15 protein-coding genes are annotated in these 15,278 nt (G+C 31.6%); 10 read left to right on the top strand and 5 right to left on the bottom strand.

Annotated elements, in window-relative coordinates; all coding sequences use genetic code 11:
* Positions 1 to 29: 29 nt before the first annotated feature.
* From KK2020170_RS00075 to KK2020170_RS00055, 5 genes are all read left to right on the top strand, one after another.
* Positions 30 to 2,294, top strand: a complete 2,265-nt coding sequence (locus tag KK2020170_RS00075) for an aconitate hydratase (protein ID WP_221258786.1) — start codon at positions 30 to 32, stop codon at positions 2,292 to 2,294.
* Between the two features lie 76 nt (positions 2,295 to 2,370).
* Positions 2,371 to 2,886 carry a TlpA family protein disulfide reductase gene (locus tag KK2020170_RS00070; RefSeq protein ID WP_221258785.1) on the top strand — a complete coding sequence of 172 codons (516 nt, stop codon included), beginning with the start codon at positions 2,371 to 2,373 and terminating at the stop codon, positions 2,884 to 2,886.
* A gap of 2 nt (positions 2,887 to 2,888) precedes the next feature.
* The gene (locus KK2020170_RS00065) at positions 2,889 to 3,554 is read left to right on the top strand and encodes a Crp/Fnr family transcriptional regulator (protein ID WP_221258784.1); all 666 of its coding nucleotides are present in this window, start codon (positions 2,889 to 2,891) and stop codon (positions 3,552 to 3,554) included.
* Between the two features lie 72 nt (positions 3,555 to 3,626).
* Positions 3,627 to 4,517 (top strand): hypothetical protein, encoded by an 891-nt coding sequence (locus KK2020170_RS00060; RefSeq protein WP_221258783.1) that lies wholly within the window; start codon positions 3,627 to 3,629, stop codon positions 4,515 to 4,517.
* An 18-nt stretch (positions 4,518 to 4,535) separates the two neighbouring features.
* The gene (locus KK2020170_RS00055; protein WP_221258782.1) at positions 4,536 to 5,426 is read left to right on the top strand and encodes a hypothetical protein; all 891 of its coding nucleotides are present in this window, start codon (positions 4,536 to 4,538) and stop codon (positions 5,424 to 5,426) included.
* A gap of 49 nt (positions 5,427 to 5,475) precedes the next feature.
* Here the strand turns inward: KK2020170_RS00055 and KK2020170_RS00050 are convergent, their stop codons facing one another.
* Entirely contained in the window at positions 5,476 to 6,924 is a 1,449-nt protein-coding gene (locus tag KK2020170_RS00050; protein ID WP_221258781.1) for a glyceraldehyde-3-phosphate dehydrogenase, read from the bottom strand.
* 126 nt (positions 6,925 to 7,050) lie between these two features.
* On the bottom strand, positions 7,051 to 8,430 hold the full coding sequence (locus tag KK2020170_RS00045) for a Do family serine endopeptidase (RefSeq protein WP_221258780.1): 1,380 nt from the start codon (positions 8,428 to 8,430) through the stop codon (positions 7,051 to 7,053).
* Positions 8,431 to 8,562: 132 nt separating this feature from the next.
* On the opposite strand from KK2020170_RS00045, the gene dapF reads away from it, so the two are divergent.
* From dapF to KK2020170_RS00020, 5 genes are all read left to right on the top strand, one after another.
* A complete protein-coding gene (gene dapF / locus KK2020170_RS00040) occupies positions 8,563 to 9,345 on the top strand; it encodes a diaminopimelate epimerase (RefSeq protein ID WP_221258779.1) in 783 nt (260 codons plus the stop codon).
* Positions 9,346 to 9,870 carry a GNAT family N-acetyltransferase gene (locus KK2020170_RS00035; protein WP_221258778.1) on the top strand — a complete coding sequence of 175 codons (525 nt, stop codon included), beginning with the start codon at positions 9,346 to 9,348 and terminating at the stop codon, positions 9,868 to 9,870.
* A 9-nt stretch (positions 9,871 to 9,879) separates the two neighbouring features.
* Positions 9,880 to 10,920, top strand: coding sequence for an endolytic transglycosylase MltG (gene mltG / locus KK2020170_RS00030; protein ID WP_221258777.1), 1,041 nt, complete (start codon positions 9,880 to 9,882; stop codon positions 10,918 to 10,920).
* Between the two features lie 4 nt (positions 10,921 to 10,924).
* On the top strand, positions 10,925 to 11,833 hold the full coding sequence (locus KK2020170_RS00025; RefSeq protein WP_221258776.1) for a DUF2279 domain-containing protein: 909 nt from the start codon (positions 10,925 to 10,927) through the stop codon (positions 11,831 to 11,833).
* Positions 11,834 to 11,929: 96 nt separating this feature from the next.
* A complete protein-coding gene (locus KK2020170_RS00020) occupies positions 11,930 to 12,571 on the top strand; it encodes a peptidoglycan-binding protein LysM (RefSeq protein WP_221258775.1) in 642 nt (213 codons plus the stop codon).
* Between the two features lie 2 nt (positions 12,572 to 12,573).
* Here KK2020170_RS00020 and KK2020170_RS00015 read toward each other — a convergent pair whose 3' ends face one another.
* The 3 genes from KK2020170_RS00015 to dnaA are packed head-to-tail and all read right to left on the bottom strand — an operon-like array spanning position 12,574 to position 15,178.
* Entirely contained in the window at positions 12,574 to 13,296 is a 723-nt protein-coding gene (locus KK2020170_RS00015; RefSeq protein WP_221258774.1) for an SAM-dependent methyltransferase, read from the bottom strand.
* Complete coding sequence (locus tag KK2020170_RS00010; protein WP_221258773.1) at positions 13,293 to 13,751, bottom strand: low molecular weight protein-tyrosine-phosphatase; 459 nt, start codon at positions 13,749 to 13,751, stop codon at positions 13,293 to 13,295. The genes KK2020170_RS00015 and KK2020170_RS00010 overlap by 4 nt, the downstream gene beginning before the upstream one ends.
* A complete protein-coding gene (gene dnaA, locus KK2020170_RS00005) occupies positions 13,751 to 15,178 on the bottom strand; it encodes a chromosomal replication initiator protein DnaA (RefSeq protein WP_221258772.1) in 1,428 nt (475 codons plus the stop codon). The genes KK2020170_RS00010 and dnaA overlap by 1 nt, the downstream gene beginning before the upstream one ends.
* Between the last annotated feature and the right edge of the window lie 100 nt (positions 15,179 to 15,278).

Genomic DNA, 15,278 nt, shown 5'->3' with positions numbered 1-15,278 from the left:
AAACTAAGAACAAAAAATATATTTGAGTTATGGCTTTTGATATTGAAATGATTAAAAAAGTGTACGAAAATATGCCTGCTCGTGTTGATAAAGCACGTGAAATTGTAGGTCGTCCACTTACCTTATCTGAAAAGATTTTATATGCGCATTTATGGGATGGAAATCCTTCAACTGCTTACGTGAGAGGTAAAGATTATGTTGACTTTGCACCGGATAGAGTTGCTTGTCAAGATGCTACTGCTCAAATGGCATTATTGCAATTTATGCATGCCGGAAAAAATAAAGTTGCCGTTCCTACAACGGTTCACTGTGATCACTTAATCCAAGCTAAAGTTGGTGCTAAAACCGATTTAGCAACTGCAAACTCACAATCAAGAGAAGTTTTTGACTTTTTATCTTCAGTTTCTAATAAATACGGAATTGGATTTTGGAAACCAGGTTCAGGTATTATTCACCAAATTGTTCTAGAAAATTATGCTTTCCCTGGAGGAATGATGATTGGTACCGATTCTCATACAGTTAACGCTGGTGGTTTAGGAATGGTGGCCATTGGTGTTGGTGGTGCTGATGCTGTTGATGTAATGGCAGGAATGTCTTGGGAATTAAAATTTCCTAAGTTGATTGGTGTAAAATTAACTGGTAAACTAAACGGATGGACTGCTCCAAAAGACGTAATCTTAAAAGTTGCTGATATTTTAACTGTAAAAGGTGGAACAGGTGCAATTGTAGAATACTTTGGAGAAGGTGCTGAAGCAATGTCTTGTACTGGTAAAGGAACTATTTGTAACATGGGTGCTGAAATTGGAGCTACAACTTCAACTTTTGGTTATGATGATTCAATGAGAAGATATTTATCGGCTACAGGTCGTCAGGAAGTAGTTGATGCTGCAGATAAAGTGGCTTCATACTTAACTGCAGATGCAGAAGTGTATGTAAACCCTGAAAAGTACTTCGATCAATTAATCGAAATTAATTTATCTGAATTAGAACCACATATTAACGGACCTTTCACACCAGATAGAGGAACTCCAGTTTCAAAAATGAAAACGGAAGCTGAAGCTAATGGATGGCCGTTAAAAGTAGAATGGGGACTAATCGGTTCTTGTACAAACTCTTCTTATGAAGATATGTCAAGAGCAGCTTCTATTGTGGAGCAAGCTGTTGAACATGGAATTACTCCAAAAGCTGAATTCGGTATTAATCCAGGTTCTGAACAAATTCGTTATACAATTGAAAGAGACGGAATTATCGAAACTTTCGAAAAAATGGGTACTAAAGTATTTACAAATGCTTGTGGACCTTGTATCGGTCAGTGGGATAGAGAAGGAGCTGATAAACAAGAGAAAAATACTATTGTTCACTCTTTCAACCGTAATTTCTCAAAAAGAGCAGATGGAAATCCTAATACTCATGCTTTTGTAACTTCACCAGAAATGGTTGCTGCTTTAGCAATTTCAGGAAGATTAGATTTCAACCCTATTACAGATACTTTATTAAATGATAAAGGTGAAGCAGTTAAATTAAATCCACCTGTAGGTGATGAGTTGCCAACAAAAGGATTTGATGTTGAAGATCCAGGTTTCCAAGCACCTGCTGAAGATGGTTCTGGAGTTCAAGTTGTAGTTTCTCCAACATCTGAACGTTTACAATTATTAGATCCATTTACACCTTGGGATGGTAAAAATATTACTGGAGCTAAATTATTAATTAAAGCTTTTGGAAAATGTACAACTGACCACATTTCAATGGCAGGTCCATGGTTACGTTTCCGTGGTCACTTAGATAATATTTCTAACAATATGTTAATTGGTGCAGAAAATGCTTTTAACGGAAAAGCAAATTTGGTTAAAAATCAATTAACAGGTTCTTATGATGCTGTTCCAGCTGTTCAAAGAGCATATAAAGCTGCTGGTATTGCTTCAATAGTAGTTGGAGATCATAACTACGGGGAAGGTTCTTCTCGTGAGCATGCTGCAATGGAGCCTCGTCATTTAGGAGTTAAAGCGGTTCTAGTGAAATCATTTGCTCGTATTCACGAAACAAACTTGAAGAAGCAAGGAATGTTAGGTTTAACATTTGCTAACGAAGCAGATTATGATAAAGTACAAGAAGATGATACTATCAATTTCTTAGATTTAACAGATTTTGCTCCAGGAAAGCCATTAACTTTAGAGTTTGTTCATGCTGATGGTTCTAAAGATATAATTATGGCTAACCATACTTATAATGAAGGTCAAATAGAATGGTTCAAAGCCGGTTCTGCGTTAAACTTAATTGCTGCTGGAAAAGCATAATTAATTTTAAGAATATTTTATAAAACGCTCAAGGTTTACTTGAGCGTTTTTTGTATTTTTATAAAAAACTAATAGAATGAAATTAAAATTTTACTTATTACAATTAATTGTAATATTTTGTTTTACTGCTTGTGAAAAAGAGTTTCCAGAACCTAATGTGATAGAATTTGAAAAGCAGCAAGTTGTTTCTTTTTATGATTGGAAGATTATTTCTCCAAATGGTAATAGTCAAAATTTTATTACAAAAGCTAATAAAGTAACTTTTGTGTACTATTGGTCTACTTCAGATAAAGAGAATTTAGATAATCTTGACAGATTAGAAAAGTTTTATAATAAATATAATACTAAATTAGAGTTTGTTTTTGTTACAAATGACAGTCAAGTTGATGTTCGAAAAATTATAGAAGTAAATGGTTATACATTCCCAATCTTTTTTAGTTTAAGTCCAATTCCAAGTCCAATGAAAATGGATGAATACTCAAGAGCTTATTTAATTAGTAAAAAAGGAAGAATAGTAGTAGATAATTTGGGGCTGGCAAATTGGAATTCGAATTTATTCTATGAAATAGTTGATGGACTAATAAAACAATAATTATGAATTCACTTTGGTATTTTGAAGATGTAAATTTATTTACAATTCTTTGTCCACATAAATTTAAGGAATATAAAGATTCTCATAATTTTAACGAGTTTAATAAAAATGATTATATCTATTTTGAAGAAGATAAATCAGATATGGTTTATTTAGTTAATTCAGGTAAAGTAAAAGTTGGGTACATAACTGAAGATGGTGAAGAAATTGTTATGGCAATTTTATCGAAAGGTGAAATTTTTGGAGAAAAGGCAATTTTAGGAGAAGAAAATAGGAATGAATTTGCTCAAGCAATTGAGAAAAACACTTCGATTTGTCCAATCACTTCTTTAGAAATGATGGACTTATTGAGACAGAATAAAGAGTTTAGTTTGAAGATTTATAAGTTTATTGGTTATCGTTTTAAAAAATTAGAACGCAGATTACAATTGCTATTGTTTAAAGATACCAAGACAAGATTAAAAGAGTTTTTAAAAGAATTAGGAGAGGATTTTGGTTATCAAAACAAAGTTTCAGGTGATACAGTTGTAAAACATCCCTATACGCAAAAGGATATGGCAACTCTGATAGGAACATCTCGTCCAACCCTTAATATCCTAATGAATGAATTAAAAGATGAGGGCTTTTTAGATTTTACTAGAGGAGAAATCTTAATAAAATCACAGTAATGTTAGTTACATAACATTTCAAAAATAATTTCTTGTATAGTTTTGTTTATGTCAAATTATAAATTTTAAGCTATGAAGAAATTTTTTTTATTTGGAACATTGTCTTTTTTGTTTTTATCATGTAGTAGTGATAATGATGATAATGTAAGTAAAAGTAATCTTACAATTGATATTCAAGGTTTAGAGAATCTAGTTCCAAATTATGTATATGAAGGTTGGTTAGTTGGTGGTGGAAATATTGTCACAGCGGGTAGATTTAGTGTTAATGATTTAGGAGAACTTTCTCAAACAACTTTTGAATTAAATACGAATCGCTTAAATGCTGCAACTTCTTATGTATTAACAATTGAACCGGCAGTAGGAGATGATCCAGCTCCAAGTGCTGTACATATTTTAGCAGGAAATTTTAATGGAAATTCTGGAATTATGAATGTAACTCACAGTTCTGCTTTAGGTAATGATTTTTCAAATTCTGCAGGTAAATATATTTTAGCTACTCCAACAGATGGCGGTTCTATGGATAACGAAGAAAGCGGAGTTTGGTTTTTAGATAACTCAACAGGTACACCTATGAATGGATTGACTTTACCAACTTTGCCTAATGGTTGGAAATATGAGGGTTGGGCTGTTATAAATGGTGAGCCTGTAAGTACTGGTAAATTTTTAGCAACAAATATGGCTGATGAAAATGCTGCTACTTCTCCTTTTAAAGGAAACTCTAGTAACGGACCATCTTATCCTGGTGAAGATTTTCTTCAAAATGCTCCTACAGGTTTAACTTTCCCAACAGATTTAAGAGGTGGTACAATTGTAATTAGTATTGAACCTGAACCAGATAATAGTCCTTCACCTTTTTTACTTAAACCATTAGTGCATAATGTTCCTATGTCGGCAACGACGCATACGGTTTTAAATATGAATCAAAACTTAGTATCTTTACCTGAAGGAACATTTACTAGATAATTTTTAAAATGAATAGTTATGAGTAGAATATTTAAATCAACAGTATTAATTTTTGCTGTATTTTTTTATCAAAATATATTTTCTCAAGGTTGTAGCGATGCAGGGTTTTGTACTTTAGAAAATTTTCAGGGAACAGCAACAGACTCAATTTCTTTTTCAAATAGTTTGAAATTTGGAGCAAATATAGGTGCTGCAGATAATGATGTTTCTGTTTTTGGGTCTTATTTAGAATATTCAAGACAATTGAATGCAAATTGGGAAGTTTTAGCAAAGCTTACTTATTTGTCACAAAGTGTTGATGGATTTAGTTCTTCATCCCTTGCTGATGCTTACTTAACAGCTAGTTATTCTGTTAATTCTAGTGTTAAGATTATTGGAGGTTTAAAAATTCCTTTTACGGATGGAAATCTGAAAGATAATGGATTTGCCTTGCCAATGGATTTTCAACCTAGTTTAGGAACATTAGATTTAATTCTTGGAACTTCAAAAAGTTATAAAAATTGGGCTTTTGTTTTTGCATACCAACAGCCTTTAACTCAAAACAATAACGAGTTTTTAGCTACATCTGGTTCAGATTATATTTCTACAAATAACTTTAAAAGAGCTGGAGACATATTGTTGAGAACTTCTTATAAATTGAATATTGCAGATAAATTCTTGATTACTCCGAGTTTATTACCAATATACCATTTAGCTAATGATAAATTTACAGATGTTGATGATGTTGAAAAAGAAATTAAAGGTTCGAATGGTTTAACTTTAAATGCTAATTTGTATTTGAATTATATGATTAATCAAAGAAATAGTTTAGAGTTAAGTTTTGGTTCACCTCTTGTAGTAAGAGATAAAAGACCAGACGGTTTAACAAGAGGTTTTGTAGCCAACTTAGAATATAAGATTTCATTTTAATAAAAAAGCCCAACATTTGTTGGGCTTTTTCTTTTTATGTAAATATCTATTAATAGTAAGTATATCTTCTTACTTTAGAAACATATTTAGCTAAGCGAATAACTTGATGGCTATATCCATATTCGTTATCATACCAAACATACATAACTACATTTTTACCATCTGCAGAAACAATTGTAGCATTGCTATCAAAAATTGAAGGAGCAGAAGTTCCAACAATATCAGATGATACTAACTCATTGTTTAAAGAAAATTTAATTTGCTCCACTAAATTTCCTTCTAATGCATATTTACGCATAATGTCGTTTAATGCCTCAACTGTCGTTTCTTTGCTTATTTCTAAATTTAAAACTACCAGTGAACCATTTGGTACAGGAACACGAATTGCATTAGAAGTTAATTTTCCAGCCAAACTTGGTAAAGCTTTAGCTACAGCACTTCCGGCACCTGTTTCAGTAATTACCATGTTTAAAGCTGCAGCTCTACCACGACGGTATTTTTTATGCATATTATCAACCAAATTTTGGTCGTTTGTATACGCGTGAATTGTTTCTAAATGGCCTTTTACAACACCTAATGTTTCTTCTACGGCAGCTAAAATTGGAGTAATAGCATTTGTAGTACAAGAAGCAGCAGAGTAAATTTTTACTTCATCTGGATTGTAATCTGTATGATTTACACCATAAACAATATTAGGAACACCTTTTCCAGGAGCAGTTAATAAAACTTTATCTACACCTTTAGAAGTTAAATGACGACTTAATGCTTCTTCAGTAGTAAAAGCACCTGTATTATCAATTACTAATGCATCTTCAATGCCATATTGGGTATAGTCAATTTCTTCTGGCCCGTTAGCGGTAATAATGTGAACAGTAGTTCCATTAATTAATAAAGCATTGTTTTCCACATCTGCTTGAACTGAACCTTCAAAGTCACCGTGAACAGAATCATGTCGTAATAATGAAGCTCTTTTTTCTAAAAGAACAGCGTCACTTTTATCTCTAGTTACAATTGCTCTTAGTCTTAATTGTTGACCTTTTCCAATTTTGCTCATCATTTCACGAGCTAAAAGACGACCAATTCTACCAAAACCATATAAGACAACATCTTTTGGTTTGATTTCAGAATAATCTTTGGCATTTTTTAACTTGTCAATTACAAATGCTTTGGCGTCATTGTATTTGTCATCTTCTAAATGATATTCATACGTTAATTTACCAATATCAATTCTTGATGGTGGTAAATCTAAACTTTGAATAGCACTAGCGATTTCAACAGAGTCAAAAACATTAATTGGTTTGCGAACAAATTCACCAGCATATTCATGTAAATTGATGATGTCGCTAACATTTCTATCGATTAATTGATTTCTAAATAAAATCAATTCGATTGATTTGTCATACCATAAATCACTAATGATTTTAATGAACTCAACGCAAGCTTTTCTTCTGTCTGCTTGAAAAGCAAGCTCTTTTTCGTATAAAGAATGGTTACTCATGAAGTAAAAAATAAATGTGTTGTTTTTAAAACTGGTGCAAAAATACTCATTTCAAACGTTTTCGTAAAATATTTTAAATAAAAAAACCACGCAAAAGGCGTGGTTCGAATTAATAATTAATTATAATTAGAAGATAACTCTTTCAATGGTACCATTTTTTGTTAATAATTGGTACTGAGATCTTTGATTCCCTTTTTCTTTCAAATATTTTGTAATAGTATCAATGTCTTTTGCTTTTACATTGTCAACACTTAAAACAATACTTCCTTTTAAGTAATCTGCATAGTCCGATACGGAACTGTTAGTTACATCTTTAATTTTAACGCCAAATGTAATTCCAAACTCTTTTTTATCAGAAGATGTTATTTCTTCAAATTCAATTCCGTTAACTTCGTAAGTAATTAATTCTTTTTTAGTTAATTTTACTGGAATTATTTTTTCGTTTTCATTTCTAATTACCGTGACATTAACAATTTCATTTGGTCTTTTTGTATTAATGTAAGAAGTTAGGTCTGAAAAACCTCTAACTCTTTTATCGTCTAGTTTGATAATTACATCACCTTCTTGTATTCCGGCTTTTTCTGCACCAGAATTTTTGGTAATTCCGTTAACATAAAAACCTTGTGTTTCAGAAACACCATAGTGTTCGGCAGCCGCGCTGTTTAGCTCAGCTCCTTCAACACCTAGAATTCCTCTTTGAACATTACCAAATTGCATTAGATCCTCGATTATTTTTCGAGTAATATTTGAAGGAACTGCAAAAGAATATCCAGCATAACTTCCTGTAGGTGAAGAAATCATAGTGTTTATTCCAATTAATTCACCTCTAGTATTAACTAAAGCACCTCCACTGTTTCCTGGGTTTACTGCAGCATCAGTTTGAATAAAAGATTGTAAACCTTCATTGCTTAAATCTCTTGCTTTTGCAGAAACAATTCCAGCTGTAACTGTAGAAGTTAAATTATAAGGATTTCCCACGGCAAGAACCCATTCGCCAACTCTAAGTCCATCTGAATCTCCAAAAACCATGTAGGGTAATTTTTCATCAGCATCAATTTTTAGAAGCGCAATATCCATCTTAGAATCAGTACCTATTAATTTTGCTTTGTAAGACTTATTATTGTTTAAAGTAACTTCTAACTCACTTGCATTTTGTATAACGTGATTATTTGTAGCAATATAACCATCTTCGGAAATGATAACACCTGAACCTGTTCCAATTTGCATTTGCTGTTGAGATCCGCTTCCATTTCCAAAGAAAAACTCAAACGGATTTCTATAAACTCTTTGTGTTGTTACATTTTTAACATGTACAACACTATGAACAGCCATGTCTGCGGCATTTGTAAAATCAATATTTTCAGCTCCTAAGCTTACATTTTTACTAAATGTAGGAGCTACAGTAGTAATGGTATTAGATTTAGGTTCTAAAAATAATTTATAAGCTCCTAATGTTACAGTACCACTTAAAAGTGATAATACAAGTAAACTTCCAATTTTTTTCATTTTCTTCTAGCTTTTAAATTCTTAAGTAAAATTAATGACAAAATTTTAACAAAAAATCAGTTTAACGTTCGATTAACAATGTTTAACATCTTATTAATAATCCGTACATTTGTTTTCGAATTTACATTAAATATGAAATTAACTTTTTACAAATATCAAGGTACGGGTAACGACTTTATAATGATTGATAATCGTACTTTGTTTTTTCCCAAAAATGATACCAAACTTGTTGCTTTTTTATGCAATAGAAAATTTGGTATTGGTGCTGACGGACTTATTTTACTTGAAAATCATGAAAAATATGATTTTAAAATGGTGTACTATAATTCTGATGGAAATGAAAGTAGTATGTGTGGGAATGGAGGAAGGAGTTTAGTAGCTTTTGCAAAGCAACTAGAGGTTATTAATAATGAAGCTGAGTTTGAAGCTATTGACGGCTATCATTATGCGTCTATTGATGAAAATAATATTGTTTCGCTTCAAATGATAGATGTAGATTCGATTAAAATTGAACCAAATTATACTTTTTTAAATACAGGTTCTCCTCATCATATTCAATTAGTAGATGATTTAAAAAAAGTTAATGTAAAAGACGAAGGCGCAAAGATTAGATATTCTGAACTTTATGGTAATGCGGGAAGTAATATCAATTTTGTAAGTCAAGTTACTAACGACACATTTTCAGTTCGTACTTACGAACGTGGAGTTGAAGATGAAACTTTGTCATGCGGTACTGGAGTTACAGCTGTTGCATTGGCAATGTATGCAAATCATAAAACGGATTCTAATAAAGTTAAATTGAATGTTGAAGGCGGAGAGTTGGCAGTTAGCTTTAACGAGAAAAATGGAAGTTTTTCTGATGTTTTTTTAATTGGTCCGGCAAAATTTGTATTTAGAGGTGAAATTGAAATCTAGATGACATTAAAGGGTGAAAATATTTATTTAAGAGCGCTAGAGCCGGAGGATTTAGAGTTTGTTTATGCAATTGAAAATGATGAGTCTATTTGGGAGATTAGTCATACGCAAACTCCATATAGTAGGTATTTAATTCGTCAATATTTGGAAAATGCTCAACAAGATATTTATGAAGCTAAACAATTGCGTTTAGTTATTTGCTATAACGATTCCAAGGATCCATTGGGGTTAATCGATTTGTTTGATTATGACCCCCAAAATTCTAGAGCAGGTATTGGTATTCTTATACAAGATTCAAAAGATAGAAATAAGGGCTTGGGTTCTGAAGCTTTAAAGCTTTTAATTAATTTTTCTTTTTCAAAATTACAATTGCATCAATTATATGCTAACATTGGAACAGATAATCAATTAAGTTTGCAACTTTTTACTAAATTTGGTTTTCAAAAAATAGGAATAAAAAAACAATGGAATAAGGTAAATAACGTTTATAAAGACGAAGCATTATTTCAATTAATTAACGAATAAACTCAACTCTTGAATTTAAAAAAACTAATTGCTATTATAGCGGTTTCTGGAATTGTAATAGCTGGAATAATTGCAGCTTATATTTATACTAAAGCATTTACACCAAATACAACTTTTAATCAAAAAGAAGTTTTTGTGTATATTCCAACAGATGCAACTTACGAACAAGCTAAAGAAGAATTAAGTCCATTTATAAAGGATATGGATAAGTTTGATTTTGTAGCTAATCAAAGAAAATATTCTTCAAATGTAAAAGCTGGTAAGTTTTTATTGAAAAAAGAAATGACAAGTTTTGATATGATTCGTGCTTTGCGAAGTAATATTCCTGTAAAAGTTTCTTTTAATAATCAAGAAAGTATTGAAAAATTAGCACAAAGATTAGCTGCCGAACTTGAACCTGATAGTTTGCAATTAGTTCAGGCTTTTACAAATGAAAAGTTTTTGACTAAGAATGAAATTAATCAAGATAATGCACTTAGTTTATTTATCCCAAATTCCTATGAATTTTACTGGAATACTTCAGCTGAAACATTAGCAGATAAATTAGCAAAGGAGTATCGAAAATTTTGGACAGATGCAAGAAAATTAAAAGCGCAAAATTTAAATCTTACACCATTACAGGTCTCTGTTTTGGCTTCAATAGTTCAAAAAGAAACAGCAAAAGTTAGTGAGCGTCCAAGAGTAGCTGGAGTTTATCTGAATCGTTTAAAAACAGGTATGCCTTTACAAGCTGATCCTACTGTTATTTATGCTATAAAAAAACTATCTGGAGATTTTGATCAGGTAATTAAAAGAGTATTGCATGCAGATTTAGTTATTGATTCTCCTTACAATACATATAAGTATCCAGGGTTACCTCCAGGGCCAATTACAATGCCAGATATATCATCTATTGATGCTGTTTTAAATGCTGAAAAACACGATTACCTTTATTTCTGTGCAAGTCCTGATAAACCTGGATTTCATGCTTTTGCTTCAAATTATGAACAGCATATGATTAATGCAAGAAAATACGCTAATTGGGTAAATAAATTAGGAATTAACAGATAAGGTTTTGAAAAATAGATTATCACTTTTTTTACTTCTTATTTTTTCAATAGTTAGTTTTTCGCAATCTAAATTCGATTCTTTTTTTAAGCCTTCAGATACTTTAAATATAAAAAGAAAAAAGACTGTACTTATTTCAGAAGGTATAGTATTAGGAACAGCTTTAGTTGGTTTAAATCAATTGTGGTATAAAGATTATCCTAAATCAAACTTTCATACTGTTGACGATAACAATCAATGGTTGCAATTAGATAAAGTAGGTCATTTTTATTCTACATATCATGTTGGTAGAGCTGGTGCTGAACTTTTAGCTTGGAGTGGTGCTTCAAAAAATGAGCAACTATTATATGGTTCAACTGTTGGTTTTGGTTTTTTAACTGTGGTTGAAATTTTTGATGGACATTCGCAAGAATGGGGATTTTCTTGGGGTGATATGTTAGCAAATGCTTCTGGTACGGGTTTGTATGTAGCACAAGAATTAATTTGGAATGAGCAACGAATAGTACCTAAATTTTCTTTCCATCAAACGCGTTATGCTCCATTACGACCAGAAACCTTAGGAAGTAGTTTCAATGAACAAGTTATAAAAGATTATAATGGGCAAACGTATTGGTTGTCATTTAACTTACATTCGTTTACTAAATCTAAAGCATTTCCAAAATGGTTAAACATTGCATTGGGGTACGGTGGAAATGGTATGCTTTATGGATCAAAATATGAAGCTTTTGACGAAGGATTTTATCAAAAATCAAAACGTGAATTCTATCTAAGTCTTGATGTAGATTTGACGAAAATTAAAACAAAATCACATTTTTTAAAGACACTTTTTTCTGTTTTCAACACAATTAAAGTACCTGCACCGACACTTCAAATAGGTGATTTTAACGGGCTTAAAGGGCACTTAATCTACTTTTAGAAAAAATTAACATCCTGTAAATCAATAATATAATTTTTTTTGTATCTTTGCATCGCAAATTTCAGATGGGTGACAGACGCTGAGAAATGAAAATTTATGATAAGAAAAGGTTCGTATTTTTTGGGACTAACCATCCTAGTTCAATTAGTGTTAACTGGTTTTAAATCGGTAGATAACGAAAGAGTAGAAGGGTTTCACTTAACAGGTAATGAAAACTATGTTTATAGTGTATCCCTTGAAGAAGAAAACGAAGACAATGCAGATGTTATAGTTCCTTTTGTTGGGAAAACGTTTGTAGGATTTAGAGAAGCAATTGCTTTTAGAGAATCAAGAGGTAAATTGAGTTTAGTAAATCCTTTTGGTTACATGGGAAAATATCAATTTGGAAGAAGTACATTGCGTACAATTGGTATTTACGACTTTAACACTTTTCTGTATAATGCAGAATGGCAAAACAAAGCTTTTACAGCTTTAATTGCAAGAAACAAATGGGAATTACGCAAAGAAATTGAAAAATATTGCGGTCGCGTAATTAACGGAGTTGAAATTACTGAATCAGGTTTATTAGCTGCAGCTCACTTAGGTGGTGCAGGTTCTGTAAAAAAATACCTGAGAAGTAATGGAAGAAGCGGTTTTAAAGATGGATTCGGAACTTCGTTAAGAAGTTACATAAAAAAATTCGGAGGTTACGATGTTTCACATATCCAAGCCGATAAAAACGCTAAAGTAGAGTTATAATATTAACTTTTGTGAATAATGAAAATGCAAGGTCGCTTATGTAAGTCGACCTTGTTTTTTTTCCACTCGTTTACAGTTTTTGTCTTAATAAATTCTGTTGGAAGTGTAATATCACAAGCAATACATAGAAGTGTTTGTGGACTTAATATTTGAATTAAATCTTCTAATAATTTGTTGTTTCTATAAGGCGTTTCAATAAACAATTGTGATTGGTTTTTTTCTAGTGAAAGTTTTTCAAATTGTTTAATAGCATTTCTTTTTTCACTTGCATCGATAGGTAAATACCCGTTAAAAGCAAAACTTTGTCCGTTCATTCCACTCGCCATAATTGCTAATAAAATAGAACTTGGTCCAACTAATGGTATAACTTGAATACCTCTTTCATGAGCAATTTTTACAATTACAGCTCCAGGATCGGCCACGCCAGGACAGCCGGCTTCGCTCATTAAACCCACATTCATTCCATTTAAAAGCGGATCCATCATTTTAAGATAATCACTTTCTTCGGTGTGTTTATTTAAAAGATTAAGTTTTAATTCTGATTGTTTTTTTTCTGGATGAACACTTTTAATAAAACGTCTGGCTGTTTTTTCGTTTTCAACGATATAGTGATCAATAAAATCAATACTTCTTTTTATGGTTTGAGGTAAAACATCTTCAGGTTGCATTTCACCCAAAGTTGTTGGTATTAAATATAGTTTTCCTAAAAATTGTATTGGTTTCATTTTTTTAATTTTTCAACGATTACATCACAAGCTTTATCTAGCATGTCATAGACTTGTTCAAATCCATCTTGTCCGCCATAATATGGATCGGGAACTTCTACATTTTCGTTAGGGAAGAGTTCGTTTAGGATTAATTTGACTTTTTGCTTATGGTTGTCGTTTTGTGAAAGCGCTAAAACATTTTTGTAATTCGACATATCCATTACATAAATATAATCAAAAGTGTCGAAATCTGAAACTTTGAATTGACGAGCTCTTTGATTAGTAATGTTTAATCCTCTGTTTTTTGCAATTTCAATGGAACGCTTGTCTGGTTTTTCTCCAGCATGCCAACCGCCAGTTCCAGCAGAGTCTACTATGAATTTATCTTTCGGTAATTTAGATTGTAAGATGCCTTCAGCTAATGGCGAACGGCAAATGTTACCTAAACAAACCATCAAAATCTTGGTAGGCATTATTGCGATAGCTTTTTGTTTAAATCCTCTACAAATTTTCGGAATTGCTTATCGGTTGAAACTAAATTATCAACAGTTTTACAAGCATGAAGTACTGTGGCGTGGTCTCTATCTCCAATTTGACTTCCAATATTTGCTAATGAATTCTTAGTGAATTTTTTTGCAAAAAACATAGCTAATTGTCTTGCTTGAACAACATGACGTTTTCTTGTTTTAGATTGTAGAGTCTCTATGTCTAATTGGAAATAATCAGAAACTACTTTCTGAATGTAATCTACAGAGATTTCACGTTTAATGTTCTTAACAAATTTCTCTACAACTTGTTTTGCAAGTTCTATTGTTACTTCTTTTTTGTTGAATGAAGATTGTGCAATTAATGAAATTATTGCACCTTCTAATTCACGAACATTAGACTTGATGTTTTTAGCAACATACTCAATTATATCTTCAGGTAATTCAACACCATCACGATACAAAATATTGTTTAAAATTGATACCCTTGTTTCATAATCAGGTTGATGCAATTCTGCAGATAATCCCCACTTAAAGCGAGATAATAAACGTTGCTCTATATCTTGCATGTCAACAGGTGCTTTGTCAGATGTTAAAATAACCTGTTTTCCATTTTGATGTAAATGGTTAAATATATGGAAGAAAACATCTTGTGTTCCAGATTTTCCTGAAAGGAATTGAACATCATCAATGATTAGAACATCTATTAGTTGATAGAAATGAATAAAATCATTACGAGTGTTTTTCTTAACCGATTCTATATATTGTTGTGTGAAAATTTCAGCTGAAATATATAAAACAGTTTTTTCTGGATACTTTTCTTTTATTTCAACACCTATGGCGTGTGCTAAGTGTGTTTTTCCTAAACCAACTCCACCAAAAATCAATAATGGGTTGAAAGAAGTTCCACCAGGTTTATTAGCAACTGCCATACCTGCACTTCTAGCCAATCGATTAGAATCTCCTTCTAAGAAGTTGTCAAAACTATAGTTAGAGTTTAATTGAGAGTCAATATTTATATTACGGATACCAGGAATTATAAAAGGATTTTTTAATTCTGGGTCTTTTTGAACAATAGGGACATCTACTTCCTGAGTTTTTACAGGTTGTCTGTCATTACTTGGAATTTGATGGGTAAGTGGAAGTTTATTGCTGTAAGAGTTTTCCATCTTAATTTTATACAATAACTTTGCGCCATTACCAAGTTCTTTTGTTAAAGCAACTTTTAAAAGTTTAACATAGTGTTCTTCAAGCCACTCGTAAAAAAATTTACTAGGGACTTGAATAGATAACGCATTTTCGTTTAAGTCTACTGGCTGTATAGGTTCAAACCATGTTTTATAGGCTTGCTCCTGGATGTTATCCTTTATGAATGACAGACAGTTTTCCCATACTGATTGCGCAGTTCTACTCATAAATGTTAGTCTTTTATAGTTGTTTTTTAGATTAATTAACTGTAATTCAGAATAAAGACAATAGATGTCTTTTGGTTAATTCGGGGAAACAAATATGTGA

The organism is Flavobacterium okayamense (assembly GCF_019702945.1).
Taxonomy (GTDB): Bacteria; Bacteroidota; Bacteroidia; order Flavobacteriales; family Flavobacteriaceae; genus Flavobacterium; species Flavobacterium okayamense.
This window is presented reverse-complemented; position numbering and strand designations above follow the sequence as displayed.

Excerpts from the sequence above, each read along its gene's own strand:
- KK2020170_RS00075 (WP_221258786.1), top strand. The coding sequence starts at position 30 with ATGGCTTTTGATATTGAAATGATTAAAAAAGTGTACGAAAATATGCCT.
- KK2020170_RS00070 (WP_221258785.1), top strand. The coding sequence starts at position 2,371 with ATGAAATTAAAATTTTACTTATTACAATTAATTGTAATATTTTGTTTT.
- KK2020170_RS00065 (WP_221258784.1), top strand. The coding sequence starts at position 2,889 with ATGAATTCACTTTGGTATTTTGAAGATGTAAATTTATTTACAATTCTT.
- KK2020170_RS00060 (WP_221258783.1), top strand. The coding sequence starts at position 3,627 with ATGAAGAAATTTTTTTTATTTGGAACATTGTCTTTTTTGTTTTTATCA.
- KK2020170_RS00055 (WP_221258782.1), top strand. The coding sequence starts at position 4,536 with ATGAGTAGAATATTTAAATCAACAGTATTAATTTTTGCTGTATTTTTT.
- KK2020170_RS00050 (WP_221258781.1), bottom strand. The coding sequence starts at position 6,924 with ATGAGTAACCATTCTTTATACGAAAAAGAGCTTGCTTTTCAAGCAGAC.
- KK2020170_RS00045 (WP_221258780.1), bottom strand. The coding sequence starts at position 8,430 with ATGAAAAAAATTGGAAGTTTACTTGTATTATCACTTTTAAGTGGTACT.
- dapF (WP_221258779.1), top strand. The coding sequence starts at position 8,563 with ATGAAATTAACTTTTTACAAATATCAAGGTACGGGTAACGACTTTATA.
- KK2020170_RS00035 (WP_221258778.1), top strand. The coding sequence starts at position 9,346 with ATGACATTAAAGGGTGAAAATATTTATTTAAGAGCGCTAGAGCCGGAG.
- KK2020170_RS00020 (WP_221258775.1), top strand. The coding sequence starts at position 11,930 with ATGATAAGAAAAGGTTCGTATTTTTTGGGACTAACCATCCTAGTTCAA.
- KK2020170_RS00015 (WP_221258774.1), bottom strand. The coding sequence starts at position 13,296 with ATGAAACCAATACAATTTTTAGGAAAACTATATTTAATACCAACAACT.
- KK2020170_RS00010 (WP_221258773.1), bottom strand. The coding sequence starts at position 13,751 with ATGCCTACCAAGATTTTGATGGTTTGTTTAGGTAACATTTGCCGTTCG.
- dnaA (WP_221258772.1), bottom strand. The coding sequence starts at position 15,178 with ATGAGTAGAACTGCGCAATCAGTATGGGAAAACTGTCTGTCATTCATA.